The 17,970-nt window shown below is 57.2% G+C and carries 18 protein-coding genes; 17 read left to right on the top strand and 1 reads right to left on the bottom strand.

Annotation, left to right across the window (positions count from 1 at the left end):
* The first annotated feature begins 59 nt into the window (after nucleotides 1-59).
* The 16 genes from W02_RS19580 to W02_RS19650 all read left to right on the top strand — a co-directional run bounded on the left by W02_RS19580 (nucleotide 60) and on the right by W02_RS19650 (nucleotide 13,810).
* Nucleotides 60-1,880 carry an ABC transporter ATP-binding protein gene (locus W02_RS19580; protein ID WP_197742076.1) on the top strand — a complete coding sequence of 607 codons (1,821 nt, stop codon included), beginning with the start codon at nucleotides 60-62 and terminating at the stop codon, nucleotides 1,878-1,880.
* A 149-nt stretch (nucleotides 1,881-2,029) separates the two neighbouring features.
* The gene (locus W02_RS19585; protein WP_173050821.1) at nucleotides 2,030-3,019 is read left to right on the top strand and encodes a hypothetical protein; all 990 of its coding nucleotides are present in this window, start codon (nucleotides 2,030-2,032) and stop codon (nucleotides 3,017-3,019) included.
* Nucleotides 2,943-3,842, top strand: coding sequence for a RimK family alpha-L-glutamate ligase (locus W02_RS19590; RefSeq protein ID WP_173050822.1), 900 nt, complete (start codon nucleotides 2,943-2,945; stop codon nucleotides 3,840-3,842). Before W02_RS19585 ends, W02_RS19590 begins: the two co-directional genes overlap by 77 nt.
* A 39-nt stretch (nucleotides 3,843-3,881) precedes the next feature.
* Nucleotides 3,882-4,340: a PqqD family protein gene (locus tag W02_RS19595; RefSeq protein ID WP_173050823.1), complete on the top strand. Its 459-nt coding sequence runs from the start codon at nucleotides 3,882-3,884 to the stop codon at nucleotides 4,338-4,340.
* Nucleotides 4,341-4,347: 7 nt separating this feature from the next.
* A complete protein-coding gene (locus W02_RS21845; protein WP_255458538.1) occupies nucleotides 4,348-4,482 on the top strand; it encodes a hypothetical protein in 135 nt (44 codons plus the stop codon).
* Nucleotides 4,483-4,586: 104 nt separating this feature from the next.
* Nucleotides 4,587-5,621 carry a hypothetical protein gene (locus W02_RS19600; protein WP_173050824.1) on the top strand — a complete coding sequence of 345 codons (1,035 nt, stop codon included), beginning with the start codon at nucleotides 4,587-4,589 and terminating at the stop codon, nucleotides 5,619-5,621.
* Nucleotides 5,622-5,628: 7 nt separating this feature from the next.
* Nucleotides 5,629-6,666, top strand: a complete 1,038-nt coding sequence (locus tag W02_RS19605; protein WP_173050825.1) for a sterol desaturase family protein — start codon at nucleotides 5,629-5,631, stop codon at nucleotides 6,664-6,666.
* A 116-nt stretch (nucleotides 6,667-6,782) separates the two neighbouring features.
* On the top strand, nucleotides 6,783-7,928 hold the full coding sequence (locus W02_RS19610; RefSeq protein WP_173050827.1) for a nucleotidyltransferase family protein: 1,146 nt from the start codon (nucleotides 6,783-6,785) through the stop codon (nucleotides 7,926-7,928).
* Nucleotides 7,929-8,134: 206 nt separating this feature from the next.
* A complete protein-coding gene (locus W02_RS19615) occupies nucleotides 8,135-8,668 on the top strand; it encodes a peroxiredoxin (protein ID WP_173050829.1) in 534 nt (177 codons plus the stop codon).
* Between the two features lie 68 nt (nucleotides 8,669-8,736).
* Nucleotides 8,737-8,976, top strand: coding sequence for a hypothetical protein (locus tag W02_RS19620; protein ID WP_173050830.1), 240 nt, complete (start codon nucleotides 8,737-8,739; stop codon nucleotides 8,974-8,976).
* Nucleotides 8,977-9,023: 47 nt separating this feature from the next.
* Complete coding sequence (locus W02_RS19625; protein WP_173050832.1) at nucleotides 9,024-9,623, top strand: hypothetical protein; 600 nt, start codon at nucleotides 9,024-9,026, stop codon at nucleotides 9,621-9,623.
* The gene (locus W02_RS19630; RefSeq protein WP_173050834.1) at nucleotides 9,620-10,444 is read left to right on the top strand and encodes a tetratricopeptide repeat protein; all 825 of its coding nucleotides are present in this window, start codon (nucleotides 9,620-9,622) and stop codon (nucleotides 10,442-10,444) included. The genes W02_RS19625 and W02_RS19630 overlap by 4 nt, the downstream gene beginning before the upstream one ends.
* Complete coding sequence (locus W02_RS19635) at nucleotides 10,441-10,878, top strand: hypothetical protein (RefSeq protein WP_173050836.1); 438 nt, start codon at nucleotides 10,441-10,443, stop codon at nucleotides 10,876-10,878. The genes W02_RS19630 and W02_RS19635 overlap by 4 nt, the downstream gene beginning before the upstream one ends.
* Complete coding sequence (locus W02_RS19640; RefSeq protein WP_173050838.1) at nucleotides 10,845-11,918, top strand: methyltransferase; 1,074 nt, start codon at nucleotides 10,845-10,847, stop codon at nucleotides 11,916-11,918. Before W02_RS19635 ends, W02_RS19640 begins: the two co-directional genes overlap by 34 nt.
* A gap of 403 nt (nucleotides 11,919-12,321) precedes the next feature.
* Nucleotides 12,322-12,717: a thiol-disulfide oxidoreductase DCC family protein gene (locus W02_RS19645; RefSeq protein WP_173050840.1), complete on the top strand. Its 396-nt coding sequence runs from the start codon at nucleotides 12,322-12,324 to the stop codon at nucleotides 12,715-12,717.
* A 406-nt stretch (nucleotides 12,718-13,123) separates the two neighbouring features.
* The gene (locus W02_RS19650) at nucleotides 13,124-13,810 is read left to right on the top strand and encodes a hypothetical protein (RefSeq protein ID WP_173050842.1); all 687 of its coding nucleotides are present in this window, start codon (nucleotides 13,124-13,126) and stop codon (nucleotides 13,808-13,810) included.
* A gap of 40 nt (nucleotides 13,811-13,850) precedes the next feature.
* Here the strand turns inward: W02_RS19650 and W02_RS19655 are convergent, their stop codons facing one another.
* On the bottom strand, nucleotides 13,851-15,425 hold the full coding sequence (locus W02_RS19655; RefSeq protein ID WP_173050844.1) for a hypothetical protein: 1,575 nt from the start codon (nucleotides 15,423-15,425) through the stop codon (nucleotides 13,851-13,853).
* Here W02_RS19655 and recG point away from each other — a divergent pair.
* On the top strand, nucleotides 15,424-17,949 hold the full coding sequence (gene recG, locus W02_RS19660) for an ATP-dependent DNA helicase RecG (protein ID WP_173050846.1): 2,526 nt from the start codon (nucleotides 15,424-15,426) through the stop codon (nucleotides 17,947-17,949). The two genes, W02_RS19655 and recG, sit on opposite strands and share 2 nt — an antisense overlap.
* Nucleotides 17,950-17,970 lie beyond the last annotated feature (21 nt).

Genomic DNA, 17,970 nt, shown 5'->3' on the forward strand with positions numbered 1-17,970 from the left:
ACGCCACGGTCTCATGCGTCAACCCGTGAGGCCGCCGCCCGGGCGATGAGCACGATGCGATGAACACGATGTACGTCCTGACAGAACGGACCCGAGCGTTCGTGGGAACCCTTCGGCGGGCCCTGCATTTTGTGTGGCTGAGCAGTCCGGGTCTCACGATCAGCGGCACGCTGGTGCGGGTGATCCAAGGGCTGCTGCCGCTGGCGGTGTTGTACCTGACGAAACTCCTCATCGATGCGGTGACCCGAGAACTGAGCGGAGGGGCGCAGGAAAAATCCTTGGCGTCGATCGCCTTCTTTCTGGGCGGCCTCGCCGGTGCCGCCGCGCTCAACGCGCTGCTGACGGTCGTCGCATCATACATTTCCCGAGTCCACTTGCAGGTGGTAACCGATCACATGCATGCCCTCCTCCAAGCGAAATCGATCGAAGTCGATCTCGAGTACTATGAGAATGCGAACTATCAGGACACATTGCACCGGGCTCAACAGGAGGCTCCGTATCGCCCCACCGCCATTCTCAATTCCCTGCTGCAGCTCGTTCAGGACGGCATCTCGCTTCTGGCAATGGCGGCTGTCCTCTGGTGGCTCCATTGGTCCGTCATTCCCGTACTTATCGTGTCATCCGCTCCGTATTTTTTCGTCCGTCTCAAGCAATCGTCCTCCCTATTCGCCTGGGAGCGTGATCGGACTTCGCTCGAGCGAAAAGCCTGGTACTTCAATTCTCTCCTGACGATGGGCGTGTCCGCCAAAGAAGTCCGGCTCTTCGGTCTTGGGCCGCGCGTGCGGCGCTGGTTCCAAGATGTCCGAAGGATCCTACGGACGGAGCGGATTGCCCTGGAGCGTCGGTGGGCGTTGGCCAACTTGGCCGCCCACATGATCGGAGTGATCGGTGTTTTCGGTCTGTACAGTTTCGTGGCATTGCGGACGGTTCAGGGTACCCTGACGGTCGGAGACCTCGTGATGTACTTTCAGGCCGTTCAGCGGGCTTCGACTTTCCTCGAAGGATTGGGGTGGGGGCTGTCAGGACTCTACGAAAGCAATCTGTTCCTGTCGGCGCTCGATGACTTCATGGCTGTCAAGTCACGCCTGCCACTGGCATCGAACCCCGTGAGGTTCCCGGCTCCCATTCGAACCGGGTTGGTGTTTGAGAAGGTATCATTTCAATACCCGGAGGATGACAGGCTCGTGCTCCGGGACTTCACCTTGTCGATCGCCCCGGGCGAACACGTTGCGCTCGTCGGAGCGAACGGAGCGGGGAAGACGACGTTGGTCAAATTGCTCTGTCGACTATACGATCCGACGGCCGGCAGGATTACGATCGACGGCGTCGATATTCGTGACTATGCCATCGACAGCGTGCGCGGAGCCGTCAGCGGAATTTTTCAGGACTTTGGAAGATTTCAGCTGTCCGCCAAAGACAATATCGAGTTGAGCGTGACCGCGGGGAACTCGGATTTGGCCGCTGTCATGAGTGCGGCAAGGCAAGCGGGGATTCACGATGTCATTGAACGGTTGCCGCAGGGGTATGACTCACAGCTGGGTAGGAATTTCGACGGCGGACATGAGCTCAGCATCGGGGAGTGGCAAAAGGTGGCGCTTGCCCGAGCCGTGCTGCGCGAATCGCAGATCCTCATTCTCGATGAGCCGACCAGCGCCATGGATGCCAAGGCGGAGGCTGAGTTGTTTGAACGGTTCCACGAACTGGCTCGCGGGCGCATGGCGCTGCTCATCAGTCATCGCCTCTCGACCGTCAAGATGGCCGACCGGATTTACGTCATCGACAACGGAGGAATTGTCGAACAGGGCACCCATGACGAGTTGATACAGCTTCAAGGCTTGTATGCGACGTTGTTTCTGACCCAGGCCCGGTATTACCAGTAGTCTTCAGCTCAAACTGCATCGCAGTTTTACTTACCTGCCTAAGTAGGGGACTCTCCAACTTCTGGTGAGCTAGTCAGGTTGAGCATGCGGAGCTAGTCTCCGGTCAAGAACGCCGGAATGGTATGGCGTTTTGCCGGAGACACCTTCCCGTGATCCTCATTCTCGCCGACACAACAGATCCATGGGCAACGCTGCTGTATCGGGAACTGCGTCATAGCGCCGCAACGGTTGTTTGGATTCCCCCGGCACAGCTTCTGGAACGGGTGCGGCTGAACTGGTCGGTCCAGTCGAAACGCGGCATTCCCACCGGGTTTCTCAGTATCGATGACACAACGGTGCCGCTTTGCGAACTCACGGGAGTCTTCGCACAAACTCCGTTCACCCTTTCTGTTGACCCAGAGGGATTGGATCCGAACGATCGAGAATACGTGACAAAGGAGGCCACGGCGGCCTGGCTGGGATTGCTCAACGCGTTACCCTGTCCTGTCATGAACAGGCCTCTGCCGGGAGGCCGCCCGACCATTCTTTCCGGTCATTCCATCCTGGCAGGTCTCGTGGCTGAACACGGATTTGAGCTTCCGCCCTCCTTGTACACGATGAGCAAGGATGATGCGGTACACCGCTTTGCCGTCTGGAAGGGCGCCGTCTATCTCAAGCCGGTGGGTTCTCACGAGGCCGGGATCTACCTGCAGCCGCAGGACGGTGTCGAGCAGATCAAGCGTGTACTGGAGCACCAGGCCGTCACGATGCAGCAGGTGCCGGACGGTCGGAGGGTCACGGTGTATGTAGTCGGCGGCAATGCTGCGGCCACGTGCGTTCATTCCGATGACTGCTCTGGCACAGACTTCGCCTTGTCTCCGGTCCCGGCGGAATCCTGTACGAAGTTGACCCGTGCGCTGGGTCTGTCATTCGCGGAGTGCCACCTTGTTGTCACGTCCGGCAGGACGTGCTGCCTGGATATCAGTAGTACTCCCGCCTATTGGCGCTGCCCGCGAGAAGTGCGGCAGCGGTTGATTTCCCGGCTTGCCGATGGTTTGTCCGAACCGAGGAGCTTGTTGCTCGATGATTCTCTTGATGGGCTCCATGGCCGATCCGATACTCGCGAACACCTGTGCCAGACTCGCAGCCCGGAATGTTGAACTGTTGCTGATCGATCCGGACGCCGAAGGCGACGACTTGGAGATGATGTGGTCGATGGATCCGGGGTGTCCGGTGAACTGCCTGCAAATCGGAAACCGTACAATCGGCATCTCTGATATCGAGGCCGTCTATTTGCGGGGAATGGGCGGCCGGATGCCCCGAACCGTCAATGAACGGATGAGGCTTACCTGTTTATGGGAATTCGTAGACCGGCTGCCGGCATTGGTGGTGAATCCCAGACAGGCATCGCATACCAACATGTCCAAGCCGTACCAGCTGAGGCTCATTGCCTCGTACGGGTTCCAGATCCCCGAGACACTCATCACGATGGAACCGAACGAGGTCCGGGCGTTCTATCACGAGTACAACGGACGCGTGATTTATAAGTCCATCAGTGCGGAACGCTCGATCGTGAAAACTCTTACGACGGACGACTTCTCCAGACTCGACCGGATTCGACATTGCCCGATCCAACTTCAGGAAATGATTCCCGGCTTCGATATTCGGGTCCATACCGTGGGAGACCGCGTGTTTGCCACCGAAATTTGCTCCGGAGGTACGGACTACCGTTACGCCGAACGTGAAAATCTGACACGGTCGATGCGGGCGATGGAACTCGAAGCCTCCGTGGAGGCGCAATGTTTGAAAATGGCGAAAGGGTTGGGACTGAGCCTGAGCGGGATCGATCTTCGACGCACTTCCGACGGGGCCTATTACTGTTTTGAGGTCAATACCAGCCCCGGCTTCACCTTCTTCGAAAATCATACCGGCCAACGAATCGGAGACGCATTGGCCGACATGCTGTGTGCGGCGAGAGCATGAACATGGGTGCGAACGTGCGGAAAAGGAGGAAGCAGCACAATGGATCGACAGCCGTTTATCACTGCCGATTTGAGGCCGGATATGACCGTCGACAGCGGGCTTCACCGGTCTGCGATACGTGAAAGCGCCACGACTGTTCAACTGGCCGATGCGGCCGCCGCGATTCTCTCCGAGGAAGAGCTCCGCCAGGTGGACCGCGGTCGTCCGGGCCGGACGGAGGACATCATGGCCACGGTGCCTCAGCCGAATTCCAACGTGCAGGGGACGACGTTGGACGAAGAAACGGTCCTGCTGGATCTCAGCACCGGTCGTTACTACACACTCAATCGGGTGGGATCCGCCATCTGGCACGATTGCAACGGTGTGAATTCCCTGCGGGACATCCAGGAACGTCTTAGCTCGAGATTTGAAGCCCCGCTGGAACGCATTGCCGATGATCTCCTCGCTCTCGTGACGCAGCTGAGTCATGAGGGACTTTTAACATTGGAAAGGAGGTGAATGAAGAATGGAATCTCACAAGAAAGAGACCTACAGCGAGCCTGTGTTGACTGCTCATGAACTCCTGCGCGATATCACAGGCCAGAAGTATCGGGAGAAGGAAAGAGACAAGTTCAGCGACAAGAGCGGCGTCGAGAACTAGACAACGGTCTTGTTGTGCGAGGTTCATACCCAGCTGACCGGTCTTGACGGCCGGTCAGCGCCTGAAGTCGCGGCGGGTGTGAGATGTAACCAGTGAGGCAACCGATGGGCTCAATCACCGATGCGCGTACGTATCGATTTTGTCTGCACGGAGTGGATCTTCACTACGAGACCTCCATTCCCTCGCTGGCGGCTCCCGTGCTCTCCTTCCTTCGCCATTTTCATACGCCGCCGGTATCTGGCGGTGCGTCGCTGACGATTCGGTTCCAAGAGGCGAAGAGCCGCGAGCAGATTCCTATCAGAGCATCCGACTCTGCAAAGCTCCTGTTTTCCGGTACCAGACCGTCCATGGGAGATTCGCTGCGATCGATTTGGCGCTGCGATGTCAAGCAGGACGGTTACCTGCTCATCGCGGATTTCCACGAGCAGGGCTTGCTGGCCATTGATGGACCGGCCGGGACGGTGGAGGGGTATTTCGTAAAGCCGGATGCCATGCATGCGGACGTCTGTACCAGCTTTTTCCATTACGCGCTGACCGAGTTGCTCAAGCGCCGCGATCTCTTTACGGTGCACGCGACGGCTCTGGAATATGGAGGCCGGGGCGTCCTGATTCCCGGATACAGCGGGCAGGGTAAAACGACGTCGTTCCTGTCGCTCCTCCGTGCAGGCTATCGATACCTTTCGGATGACTACCCGTTACTCCGGGACCGTGGAACGCACATGGAATTGTTGGCATTTCCAATGAAGATCGATGTGACGGATCGTACGGTTACCATGTTCCCTGAGCTGCACAATGCTCCCCCAGGCGTGCTGCATCAGGGGATCTGCAAAAAGTACTTTCAGGTGGAAGACCTGTACGCGAATTCGATCGGCCAATCCTGCACGCCGGCCATGATTCTGTTCCCTCACGTCGTCGATGTGCCCCACAGCTGCCTGGAACCGCTTCCGAGGAGCCGTGCGCTCGAGGCGATCATGCCGCAGGCTCTGTTGGTCTATGACAAGGACGTTGCCGTTCGGGAATTCAAGGCGCTGTCTCATTTAGTCGAACAAGCCGATTGCTATCGGCTGCATTTCGGCCGTGACGTACTCGATTTGCCGAAATTGATTACCCCGCTATTAGAGATGCGGCGGAGCGCGTAACGGCCTCATGACAATAGACGGCGTTATCTGGGCTCTCAAGAAAATCGCGGAGTACTCGCTCGTGTCGGTTTCGTCCTGGGACGCGTTTTTCACCGGCATCGGGAGGGCGGCCCGGACGTTTACAGACCTGGAAAGCGGAATGGCCTGGCCCTATCTCCTCGCAAGCTTCACGATTGCCGCCGGCGTGTTCATGTACGCACGTCGGCGAGGTGAAGCAAAGCCAGGCACGTTTGTGTCGTTCTTATTCCCGCGCGAGGTCTACGGGCATACGTCCGCTGCGCTCGATTACCAGTTCTACGCGATCAACCTGGTTCTCAAGTTCCTGTTCTGGGTTCCGATCATGACAGGCATGGGCATGATCGGCTACAAGGCAATGGCTGCCATCCTCGTTGAATGGATGAAATGGGAGCCGCCAGCGCGGTTGTCGACGGGGCAAGCACTCGGCGCCGCCTTTGGGTTGTTTGTCCTGTATGACTTCGTCAATTACTGCAGCCATGTTCTCTTTCATAAAATTCCGGTCCTGTGGGCTTTTCACGAGGTCCATCATTCGGCACAGGTGATGACGCCAATCACCGCGTTCCGGGCGCATCCCATGGAATTATTATTCCCTGCGCTGCTGCAGATGCCGGTGATCGGATTCGCGGCGGTTTTCTACCAGAACGTGGCGCCGCGTGATTTGGAGGTCGATACGGTTTTTGGAATCGGTCTCTTCACATTCGCATTCGGCCTGCTCGGACACCATTTGCAGCATTCACACATCTGGCTGTCGTTTGGGCCGATCCTAAGCCGTCTGTACATCAGTCCTGCCCAGCATCAGATCCATCACAGCGTCGATGCGCGGCATCGGAACAGGAACTTCGGGGTGAAATTCGCCATATGGGACACGCTATTCGGGACGCTCTATGTCCCACCGGGTCGTGAGACGATTCAACTGGGTGTGCCGAATCAGAAAACAGTGGTATTCACGTCCGTTACACGGATCTACTTTCTTCCATTCGTCAGAGTCTGGACCTCGTTCAGAGGTGGTCAGGCGGGAAGAATCTGATGCCTGTTCAATCCGGCAGGGCCGCAATGCGCAGCGCGAGCACGAAATCGAAGGATTGTGACATCGGGCATGTGACCCAAGAGGCCAGGCTTTTGCTTGCGTGCTCGCGAACGTCAATGAGCGATGCCGCGCGGTCGCAGATCTTGAATTTGGCGACTACGATTGACAGCTGGCGGGCGGTCGTTGAGCTGGCCCGTTATCATGGAGTCGCACCGCTCATGTACCGCGCACTTCGTCTGGTCTGTCCGGACCTCGTTCCTAAAGAACCGCTGGATGCATTGAGAAGTTTAACCCAGGCGGGGGCGTTGTTGAACCGATCGCTCGCGCAGGAGTTGATTCACCTGTGCCAGGCGTTTGACGAGCAGAGCGTCCCCGTCATCCCGTTTAAGGGAGCGACGTTGGCGGTGGCGGCCTATGGCGATCTCGCCCTTCGTGACTTTGACGATCTGGATTTCATCGTGCCGAAGGAGCGCGCGTCGGATGCGCAACAGGTCTTGTGGGCGCAGGGGTATCGTCCCCGGGACCGCTCGCATGGTCCAATGCATGCCGAGGAGCCGTATCATGTCTTTGTGAAGAAGCAGAGCTTGTTGCGAATCGACCTGCAATGGACCATGGCGCACGAACGGTTCTCGTTTCGGCTCGACCGGCCTGAAATCTGGGACCATCTGTTGCCTGTTTCAATCGGCGGCGTTCAGATCCGTGCCCTCGCGCCTGAGGAATTGCTGATCGTGTTATGTGTCCACGGTTCGAAGCACGCCTGGGAACAGCTCAAATGGGTCGCCGACGTATCCGAATTGCTCCGCTCTCATCGGGTGGATTGGAGGCGGGTGTTTGCCGTGGCCAAGAAATGGAAATGCCGCCGGATGTTGGTGCTCGGACTGATGGTGGCGTATCGATTATTGGACGCTCCTCTTCCTGGTTCGGTTGTCGCTGGCCTTGCCCGCGAGGGCGAAGTGGCTGCGCTGGCGGGACGGATGCCCAAGAGCCTACTGACACGTCCGCAGGAAGGCATTGATGACCAGGACAACGCCGCACTGTATCTGTCTCTGAAGGATTCCCGGTGGAATCGATGGAATTTCGGATTAACCCTGCTCCGTGACGACCATCCTGTCGTGCATGATCCACCCGCTTGGCTTCGTGCAGGCTCCTCACTGACCATCTTGGCGGGGATATTCCAGCCGCTGCGCCGATGTGCGGCGCAGTCCCGACATGTCAAGCGACTGCTGAGAGCCGTAGGGAGACTTCATGAGCATGCCCCGTAAGCATGCCCTCCTCGTCACCACGCATCTCCTCACACATTATGAGTGGTCCCGTTGCTCCCGAAAAAAACTGCGTGGTAGGATAAGCTGCGCAGAACAACAAGACCGGTAGAGAGAGGTCTGCCGGTTCATCGGGGACTGAGTCGGAGGCCCTCCGGCCCCTGCGCGGATTCATCTGAATTTCCATTCATGCAGAAGGGAGGCGCGTTATGAAACGGCTGGTTCTCATCGCAGGCGTGCTGCTGTGTCCGCTGCTTGTGACACAGCTCCTTTTCGCCGCCGGCTTTTTTAAGATCGGAGAGAAAGCCCCCGGATTCCAACTCACGGCCATTACAGGCGAACCGGTTTCGCTGGATGCTGTCAAAGGGAAGGTCGTCGTGCTAGGGCTTTTTCATATTTGTGATCCCTGCATGATGCAAGGCACTAATCTGCAAAAGGTGTACGAGGCCACGCAAGGCAAGAACGTTGCCGTGATTGGTATCAATTCCAACGGCAATTCAAAGAAAGATGTCGGAGAATTTCTGTCCGCCTTTCCTGTGAAGGTGACCTATCCCTATCTCCTTGATCCGGGAAAAGTCACGGATAAGCTGTATGGGGGCGGCAAATTCATTCCCAACGTGTACGTCATCGATCAACAGGGGGTGATCAAGTGGCAACGCGTCGGGAATATGGACCTGGCTGGAGCGGATGTGATTCTGGCTGAAGTAGAAAAACTCCTCACGGCCGGTTCATCTGCGATGTAGACGAGGTCGGGCTGTGCCGGTGAAGTTGGAATCGAACCGACAACTGTGACCGAGCGAGAGGGATGCGCATGGATGAGATGGAACAGGGGAAACTCAAGTTTTTGGAAGTCGTGCAGGCCGTCGATGCGGCGGTCCAGACGGTCATCCCGGTCACGCCATCCAACAGCATGTTCTTAATCTCGTTGACCAAGGGTGCCAATAGAAAATTCATCACGGTGTCAGAAGACGACATTATCGACCTTCCCCATGAAGCCGACATCCTCACGAAGGTCACGAAGACGGTTCGTGATGCGGTTGCGGCGCTCTAGCGGGTTCAGCGCCATGGCAAAAAGCACTCGCACGGGCCGATAAGATCATGAAAGCCATTCTTCCCGGTATCTGGCAGTGGTCATGGTTTTCCGAAGAGAAACAGATCGATTTCAACGGGCTGTTTCTCAGCATCGGGGAACATAAGATCATTGTCGACCCTCCTCCCATGACCGCCGAAGCGACGACGCTCATTCGCCGGCAAGGAGGAATCGACTACATCGTCATTACCAACCGTGATCATGTCCGTGAGGCGATTGCGTGCCAAGCGGAATTTCATTGTCAGTTGCACGTGCCGGAGGGTGATGCGTCGCAGATGGATCTCACCCCGACGAAGACGTTCAAGGATGGGGAGCTGTTGGCCGGAGGCATGTGGGCGATTCGTCTAAAGGACCAGAAGTCTCCCGGCGAATGTGCCTTGTTCATTCCACAGGGGAAAGGCATCATGATCGTCGGGGACGCGTTGATCGGAAAACCGGCGGGCTCAGTCGGTATGTTGCCCGCGGAGAAATACGCCGATGTCTCCAAGGCCAAAGACGGGCTCACGCGGCTGTTGAAATATCAATTCGATAGTCTCCTCGTCGGAGACGGTGCATCCATACTTTCCGGCGCGAAATCAGTCGTGGAGAGTGCGTTGGTGACGGTATGACAACACTGAAGAACGGTCTGTCCGAAGACCTTAACCGTCAGGGAAACGAGCATTTCTCGCATGGCAACTATACCGATGCCTACACGTGTTATGCCAAAGCGCTTGAGTGCGACCGTCTTACCGGCGATCGGCGTGCTTTGGCCGCCACGCTTGGCAATCTCGGGAATATCTGTGCTGTCAGCGGCAGGCGGGAGGCGGCTCAGGAGTATTATCAGGAAGTATTGGAGCTGCAAAAGATTCTAGGCGACGAAAAAGGAATCGGTACGACATTGGCCAATCTGGGAAACTTGCGGGCCGATGCTGGTGAGTGGACCCGTGCCAGAGCCTATTATCTCGAGGCGCTCGATTTGATGACCAAGACTCGTGATGAAGCGGCGAAGGCGGTTCTCTATTCGGACTTGGGCTTGGTCTCACGGGAGACCGGTAAGTTTGACGATGCGGTCCGGCAGTACGAGCGCTCGCTGACGTTGATGCGCCGCTTGGGCAATCAAGGCGGAATCGCCGATGCCTGGCGAATGCTGGCCCGCACCTTTCTGATGCAGCAACGATACGATGACGCGATCGCCTGTTGCCAGACCAGCTTGTCCGTCGCGGAACGCTCCCGAGATGACCTGCGGACAGGCGGCGCCCGCTATATTCTCGCCCAATGTTATGAGGAACTCGGCCGGCTGGAGGAGGCCGGTGCGCTGTTGGAACAAGTCGTCGCGATGGATCGAAAGTACCAGCTGCCGAAATTGCAAGAAAATGTCGGACGGCTCGAACGTCTTCGGGAACGGGTTGCCGCTCTCGCATCCCTCGAATTGAAAGAATCCCGCTCATGAGCGACGCGATGTCACCGCTCTGGCCCGATGTGCGCCGAACGCTCGCCGAGTCATTCCCTCAAAGCTATGATCTTGAACCGGGAGGCGCCCTTGCACTGGATCTTGGACAGGACGGCTGGCTGCTGGAAATCAGGCCGGATGGGAAGGTGTTGTGCCAATACGGGGTAGCCATGGACGACGTGATGAGCCTCATGTCGGACGGCACGCCCGAAGATCTCGGTACCGACGAGGTGGCCAAGCAGGCGAAGTATTTCATCCAGCCTGCAGTCTCCAAGTATCGCGACCTGCTGTTGAAATCAGGATTTGCCGAAGAGTCGGAGATGAATGAAGAATATGTGGCCGTCTCCTTCGAACGCCCGGTCGATTTCCACAATGTCGGTAAAGTGCAGGATCTGATCCGGTGGTGCTGCAGGCAGATCGGCGGCAGCATGTGATGAAGGCGATCCGCACCTTCGAAGAATTCCGCGATGCGCTGCATGCCTACCGGCTGCCGCGCGTCATGATTGCCGCGCTCGAACTCAATGTGTTCACGACGCTCGATCGCCGGACATGGGCACTTCCCGATTTGGCTCGCGAACTGAAAGTCAGCGAACGAGGCCTTCGTATTCTATGCCGGACTCTTGCGACGGCTGGCCTGCTCGTGAAGTCAGGGAATCGATACCGCAATGGCCCTCTTGGCGCCACGGGGTTGAATGCGAACCACCCCTCTTTTCACGGAGCATACCTGGAATTGCTGAGAAACCATTGGCATAGTTGGTCGAGAGTGACGGAATCCGTTCGAACCGGCTTGCCGTTGGATCGCGACCATTCAGACGAGCCCGATTATCGACGGCAATTCACCTGGGCCATGCACCATCGGACGCTCGAAATCGCACCCAAGATTGCCGCTCATCTTTCCTTGAAGGGTGCCGGATCGTTATTGGACCTCGGCGGCGGCCCGGGAACGTATGCCCTCGCCTTTCTGGCGAAGAATCGGGGATTGCATGCAACCGTCTGCGACCGGCCGGCGGCGCTCGATGTCGCCAGGGAAATTGCGGCCACGCATACCGCAGGGAAAAGACTTTCTTTTATCCCGCTCGACCTGCTGTCGGATGAGATCCCGGGAACCTACGACGTCATTTGGTATTCAAATGTGCTGCACATCTATTCGCCTGAGGAAAACCGTACAGTATTCCGGAAGGCCAAGGCCGCGTTGAGTCCCGGCGGAAGGCTGATCATTCAGGATGCCTTTCTCCATGATCCTCAGGGGATCTATCCGGTGGATGCCAGCTTGTTTGCGGTGTCCATGCTGCTGTTCACGGAGACTGGCGACACATACTCCGTCAAAGATGTCACCGCGTGGTTGGCCAACGAAGGGTTTACCGCGATCCGGTCGCTCCGGATGAAGAAGGAGAACGAAGATTGGGAGGGTGGAATCCTCGAAGCGAGGAACGCTGCAGTGCCTGTACGAAGGAGACGCCGCCCATCACGATGAGGCCGACATCCAGTAGCCCGCTGAGGGCGTGCTCTAGATAGAGTCCATTCGAGATCTCTCCTGCCGCAACCATGCTTGTCACTGTTGCCAGGTCCAGGGCCAGGTTGATGGTTCCATACCCGACACATGCCATGGCCGTCCAAGCCCATCCGATCAGGACCAGACCTGCGAGCATGACCGGCATTACAACAAGATAGACGGACCACCAAAGCTGTCCTGTCGTAGAAGCTTCAACCATGCGAGGAGACTGCATGGTGACAGCGCCGATCAAGATCAATAGGGCTAGGACGGTGACAAGAAAGCGAGCATGGGGCATGGCGGGATCATAGCGGTCGCTTGCATTGGCCTGCAAGGGACCTGCATTGTGACCGCATGCAGCGGCAGGATGTACGGGATCGGCGTTATGAGGAATGAGCGACCGCAAACGAATCAATTGCTGATCTATGATGGGCGGTGCCGCATGTGCGTGACGGCGAAGGAGGGATTGGAACGACTGAGCGACGATGGTGGATCCCATCCCGTACGAATGATCACGTACCATAGCGACGAAGCGAGGCAGGCATTGAAAGGGTGCTATCGGGAGGGCAGACCTGAAGCCGCATTTTTAGTCAAACCGGACGGGACGATTTCAAGCGGACTCGATGCGTTTCTCCCTTTACTGCCGGGTTTAAAGGGTGGACGGTTTCTCGTCGTCCTTTTCCGTATGTCATGGGTGAGGACGTTGGGGAATGTCGTCTATCGAGTTATTGCCAAGCATAGGTACCGGCTGTTTGGCGAAGTTACAAAAGGTTCATCGTAGCGTATCGATCCTCGTCTTCCAGATCATCCTAATACACAGCCCCCGTTTTTCAACCCGTGGGCGGTGAATAACCTGTGATCTGTACAAATCTGTCCAACTGAACTTTCCCCCCCTTTCGGGGGTTGCACGCCTACAGCGGAGGAATTTACCCTAAAGCCCTCAACAGAGATACTCAGTCTCATAGGAGGGCCGACACAAGATGCGTATTCGCTCGGTTCTAGAGTTACTGAGAGTGTTACCGACACTGTTCATTTTCTCCGTTTCCCCCCAGCCTGTCTTCGTGCCTGCGAGGCGCCCGCATCAGGGCGTATTTCGCTATGCGGCATTCCTTCTTTTTGTAATCTTCATGTCCGGTTCAGCAGGTGCTGAAGAGTCCATTTCACCATCACAGCATACAAAGCATATCGTGGCGGCAGGCATTGGATTTCAGAATGCCGAATCTTCCTCTATCACTGTCCGAACCTACGATGCAGAATCAGGCGAGATTTTATCTGATGAAACGTATGACCTCGATATCAAAGAAGACGTCCATGCATCAGCTGGGCGAGGTCGTGAACGGATCTTTGCAGGAGGAGTGGGTGTCGAGCGTGACGGATTGAGTGAATTTTCCCTCCGTGTATACGACGCCGAAGACGGGAGGTTTCTCTGGGAGGGCCGACTGAACCTCAAAGTGGACAGTGGCGAACTCGACACTGTTCGCGTTACGGCTCGCGTCCAGCCCCGCGCGGTGCTCAGGTTTACATCGCAGGCTACTTCCGGCGCCGGTCAGCCCTATTTTCTCCTTCGAGCCATGAATCCGGAAACCGGACAACTGGCATGGTCCGATCAGTTTTCCGCCGCCTTGGGCGGCCCCGCGCGAGCGGAACGTGTTCACGATGCCACTGTGGAACCGGCGGGTGCCTCGGCACCCGATATCGATTTCCGTATCAGGATGTTCGACGAACAGGGTCGGCAGATGCTGTGGGAGGACAAGCTCAGCCCAGTGCTGGCTGAGGACACTGCATGGACCGGCCAGGGCAGCGAAGCGGCGCCGGGGTTTCTGCCCGGTTCATCTCTTGTCGATCAGGAACCGAAGAGGGGAGCAGATATTTAATGCTCGCGCCGTTGAGCCGAATAGAGTGTGGACGAAGCTGTTACCCTCGTTTTAATTCTCCGTTGAACCGATCCTTCCACCCCGATTCGAACTGCTCATACGACATTGACAGTTGAGATTGAATGGCGGCATTGAGGGACTGCCTGGCCTTCAGGTGGGTGAGCAGCTGATTGACACTGTGTTGACCAAATCGCTCGATCATATAATGGACAGCCGAATTGGCTTCGACATACGCCATGGCAGCCGTTTCAGGTGGTAAGTGTCCCCAAGCGCCTTCCAATGCTGTAAGGGGAATGAACGTCCAATCCTGACCCTGTGCCGGTTGAATACCGGACCATGTTTCTCCCGACAACTGCATAGCCAACCCTTCGTTCAGCCAGGTGGGAATGGCGGTACTGCCGAGTCCCAACAGATCGTGCAGCAAGGCGTGTGAGAATTCATGCCGCAAGACCCGTGTGAGCCATGCACGATCGGTGGTGGCGCCCTCGGTCGGAATCTGAATCCGTCCAAGGACAGAATCAAATAGCCCGTCTGCCCACAACGGGGAACCCGTTTCACTTTGGAATTCGGATTTGGTTTGCAGAACGACCGTGATCGGTTTCGATGGAAAGTGTCCGAACTTTTGTCCGATCTCACGATAGGCCTCTTCCAGGATTTCCTGCACGACGATCCAGGTATCCGGATCGGCTTGCCCATCGAACTTGACCGTAAAGTGGGTGCTATCCCGCCTTGTCAGCCGGTCCTCGGAGTCCTCCGTCCGCTTAATCTTTGCCGATACTGTCCGGAGATACGATTGTACTGCGGGATCTTTCCCGGATCTGTCAGTGGCGTGGTCAAGGTGCCGGGCTGCCTCACGCAGCCGGTCGTGTTCCCGCAGATAGTCCGCCATGGCGAGATGGGGAAACGGTTCATCCGGCGCGAGAGTGATCAAATGTTCAAGAAAATCGAGATTCATGGCCGGATCCCGCAGCTCCCAGTATGCATGCGCAAGGTTGAGGAGGATGACCGAGTTCTTGGGATCGAGGGAAGCCGCCTTCTTGAACGTATGAACTGAGATTTGCGTTCCACCGATCTTCTCTTGTTCGATTCCCAGATTATTCCACAGGATCGCGAGATACGGACGTACTGCGGGATCTGAAGCCATTTTGGATGGCGCATTGGCGAGTTTGGATTCGACCAGCTGCAGATTGCCCTTCTCCAGTTCATCGCGGACTTCGGCCAGCATATCGTGATGCCTTGTTTCCGGCACCACACTCGGATCGATCGTGCGCGTCTGCTTCGGAAGCGGTTCATTGGCATCCAGGTTGGAAGCATCTCCAGACGCCGGCGATTTCTCGGATGGCGGAGAATCCGATAGCGGAGGAGGGACATGATGCAAATACGTTGGTTTCAGCCAAGCCCCGTAAAGAATGATCAGGGTGACGACGATCGCCACCTTGTAGAGAAGCGGGGAGATGTTCCTGCGGTACATGAGCGCGGCCTTTCTATCAGAGACCGAGTGTAACATCGGAGTGAAACTGCGCAAAGATTTCACATGAAATCTGCTGAACAAGCGACTCAGAAGGGCCAGGTCGCGTTGAGCGGCCGCCAAGCCTGTGGTAGCATCCCGCGACATGTGGCGCTCAACCGAGCCCAAGCCCCCCGAGCCGTTTCGCCAATGGCTGGATCGTCTGGCTCGTCCGATCGAGTTCGCCAGCCGGGATGCGTGTGCGCACCTGCCCAACGTCAAAAATCTCGGAAGTTTTGTTTCGTCGCAAGTCATGCAGACCCTATCCGAGCATGTCTATCCGCGTGCGGTGGAGGCGGCGCTCCTGAAGCTCAGGGCGCTATTCGCCGACGATGTGCAGTTGTCGCTGCAAGAGCGCCAAGCCCGCCTGCAGGAGGCCATCGTCATCGTGAAGGCATTGCGGGGCATGGAGCGGGATTCCGACCGTGCTTGGCATGAGCCGGAACCCGTCGCAGTAGTCCGTGGGGAAAGACGGAGCGAACCCCAGGCCCTATGGACGCTTCCCATCCGATATGTGAAGGGCGTAGGCCCCAAACGGACTGCTCTTCTCCAGCGATTGGGAATTGAGACCGTGGAACAGGCGTTGTGGACGATTCCCTGGCGCTACGAGGACCGATCGGTCATGACTCCCATCGGACAGTTGACGCCCGGCATGCCGGCGTCGATTTGTGGGACCATCGTGCGGAGCGACGTCAAACGCGCCAAGCATCGCCGTTTGACGATCCTGGACGTCTATATCGAGGATACGACCGGCCGGATGCAGGCGGTATTTTTCAATCAGCCGTACCTGGAGACGCTGTTGACAGTCGGCACCCGTGTCATGATGAGCGGGCGCGTGGTTGCCGGAGCGCGGGGCTGGGTTGAGACCAGGATGGAAGTGTCCCAGTACGAAGTCGTTGGATCAGAATCCGAAAATCCTCTTCACGTGGGCCGGATTGTTCCCATATACCATGAGACAAAAGGATGGACTTCGCGGCAGATGCGACTCCTGATACGGGACCTGTTGGATGCGTATCTGGACAATCTGCAAGAGATTCTTCCTATTCCTGTACGCGCGCGCCAGCGTCTTCCTCCATACCATCAGGCTGTCGAGGAAATACATTTTCCAAAACGGGAGACCCAGGTCGAACAACTGGAGCGTGGTACGTCGCCGGCCCATCGTCGGTTGGCATTCGAGGAGCTGTTCGTGTTCCAGCTGGCGCTGGCGATGCGTCGACGCTCGGTCCAGGAGGAGACGAAGACGGTCCGGTTCAATCCGAAAACGCCGGGGATTCGCAGGTTAGCTCGTGCGTTGCCCTTCACCTTGACGGACGCGCAACAACGGGTCATTCGGGAAATTCTCGATGATATGGGCTCTCCTCGGCCTATGAACCGGCTGGTTCAGGGTGATGTTGGGTGCGGAAAGACCATTGTGGCGTTGCATGCGATGGTATTGGCCTGCGGATCGGGGTATCAGGCAGCCTTGATGGCCCCTACTGAAATTCTTGCCGAGCAGCACTATCGAAATATGAAAGGATTGCTGGAGTCGCTGGGGCTGTCGATCGTCCTCGTGAGCGGCCGCGGGCGCGGGGCGCAACGGAAAGCGACGCGGGAATTGGTGCGGTCGGGCAGAGCCCACGTGGCGATCGGCACTCACGCACTGATTCAAGAGGGCGTCACATTTTCCAAACTAGGATTGGCGGTCATCGATGAACAGCACCGCTTCGGAGTGCTCCAGCGAAAGAATCTCGGTGAAAAGGGGTATAAGCCGGATGTGCTCGTCCTGACGGCCACGCCGATTCCACGTACGCTGGCCATGACGGTCTATGGAGATCTCGATGTATCGACGATCGATCAGATGCCTCCTGCCAGAAAGCCGGTGAGGACATTTCTCTATTCGGAATTCCAACGGAGCCGGGCGTATCAAGTCGTGAAAGACGAGTTGCGCGCGGGCAGGCAGGCGTATGTCGTCTATCCGCTCGTCGAAGAATCCGAGAAAACCGACCTGCGGGCGGCGATGCAGGGAGCCGAACAGTTACAGCGCGGGGAATTGGCGGACTTCAAGGTTGCGGTGCTGCATGGCAGGATGAAACCGGAGGAAAAGGACCGTGTGATGACGGCGTTCAAGAACGGAGCTGTTCAGGTGCTGGTCTCTACGACGGTTGTGGAGGTCGGCGTCGATGTGGCCAACGCCACCGTGATCATGATCGAGCATGCGGAGCGATTTGGTCTGGCACAGTTGCATCAACTTCGCGGGCGTGTGGGGCGCAGCGAACGGCAATCCTATTGCCTACTGATGGCATCCCGGACCGTTGGTGTTGTGGGAGGAAAAGCCCGTTCGTCCGGGGAGCCTGCTTCTGCGGCCAGGGCCCGGCTGGAGGCGCTTGTACGATCGACCGACGGATTCGTGATTGCCGAAGAAGATCTTCGCATCAGGGGTCCAGGTGAAATGTTTGGGCTTCGGCAATGGGGCATGCCGGAATTCCACGTCGCGAACGTCGCCCGAGACGCCGATATTCTTCTGCAGGCACGGCACGAGGCCGTCGCCTTGCTCAAGCTGGACTCTCATTTGAACGCGCCAATGCATCGTGGCTTGAAGGAGGCTGTCCACCGGCGCTGGGAGAAGAAATTGGATTTGGGTTCGGTCAGCTGATGCCGAACGTGCCTCGCTTGT

Source organism: Nitrospira sp. KM1 (assembly GCF_011405515.1).
In the GTDB taxonomy this organism is placed as follows: domain Bacteria; phylum Nitrospirota; class Nitrospiria; order Nitrospirales; family Nitrospiraceae; genus Nitrospira_C.

Coding starts and splice junctions, on each gene's coding strand:
- W02_RS19580 (WP_197742076.1), top strand. CDS start 60: ATGAACACGATGTACGTCCTGACAGAACGGACCCGAGCGTTCGTGGGA.
- W02_RS19590 (WP_173050822.1), top strand. CDS start 2,943: ATGATTCTCTTGATGGGCTCCATGGCCGATCCGATACTCGCGAACACC.
- W02_RS19595 (WP_173050823.1), top strand. CDS start 3,882: ATGGATCGACAGCCGTTTATCACTGCCGATTTGAGGCCGGATATGACC.
- W02_RS21845 (WP_255458538.1), top strand. CDS start 4,348: ATGGAATCTCACAAGAAAGAGACCTACAGCGAGCCTGTGTTGACTGCT.
- W02_RS19600 (WP_173050824.1), top strand. CDS start 4,587: ATGGGCTCAATCACCGATGCGCGTACGTATCGATTTTGTCTGCACGGA.
- W02_RS19605 (WP_173050825.1), top strand. CDS start 5,629: ATGACAATAGACGGCGTTATCTGGGCTCTCAAGAAAATCGCGGAGTAC.
- W02_RS19610 (WP_173050827.1), top strand. CDS start 6,783: ATGAGCGATGCCGCGCGGTCGCAGATCTTGAATTTGGCGACTACGATT.
- W02_RS19615 (WP_173050829.1), top strand. CDS start 8,135: ATGAAACGGCTGGTTCTCATCGCAGGCGTGCTGCTGTGTCCGCTGCTT.
- W02_RS19620 (WP_173050830.1), top strand. CDS start 8,737: ATGGATGAGATGGAACAGGGGAAACTCAAGTTTTTGGAAGTCGTGCAG.
- W02_RS19625 (WP_173050832.1), top strand. CDS start 9,024: ATGAAAGCCATTCTTCCCGGTATCTGGCAGTGGTCATGGTTTTCCGAA.
- W02_RS19630 (WP_173050834.1), top strand. CDS start 9,620: ATGACAACACTGAAGAACGGTCTGTCCGAAGACCTTAACCGTCAGGGA.
- W02_RS19635 (WP_173050836.1), top strand. CDS start 10,441: ATGAGCGACGCGATGTCACCGCTCTGGCCCGATGTGCGCCGAACGCTC.
- W02_RS19645 (WP_173050840.1), top strand. CDS start 12,322: ATGAGGAATGAGCGACCGCAAACGAATCAATTGCTGATCTATGATGGG.
- recG (WP_173050846.1), top strand. CDS start 15,424: ATGTGGCGCTCAACCGAGCCCAAGCCCCCCGAGCCGTTTCGCCAATGG.
- W02_RS19655 (WP_173050844.1), bottom strand. CDS start 15,425: ATGTCGCGGGATGCTACCACAGGCTTGGCGGCCGCTCAACGCGACCTG.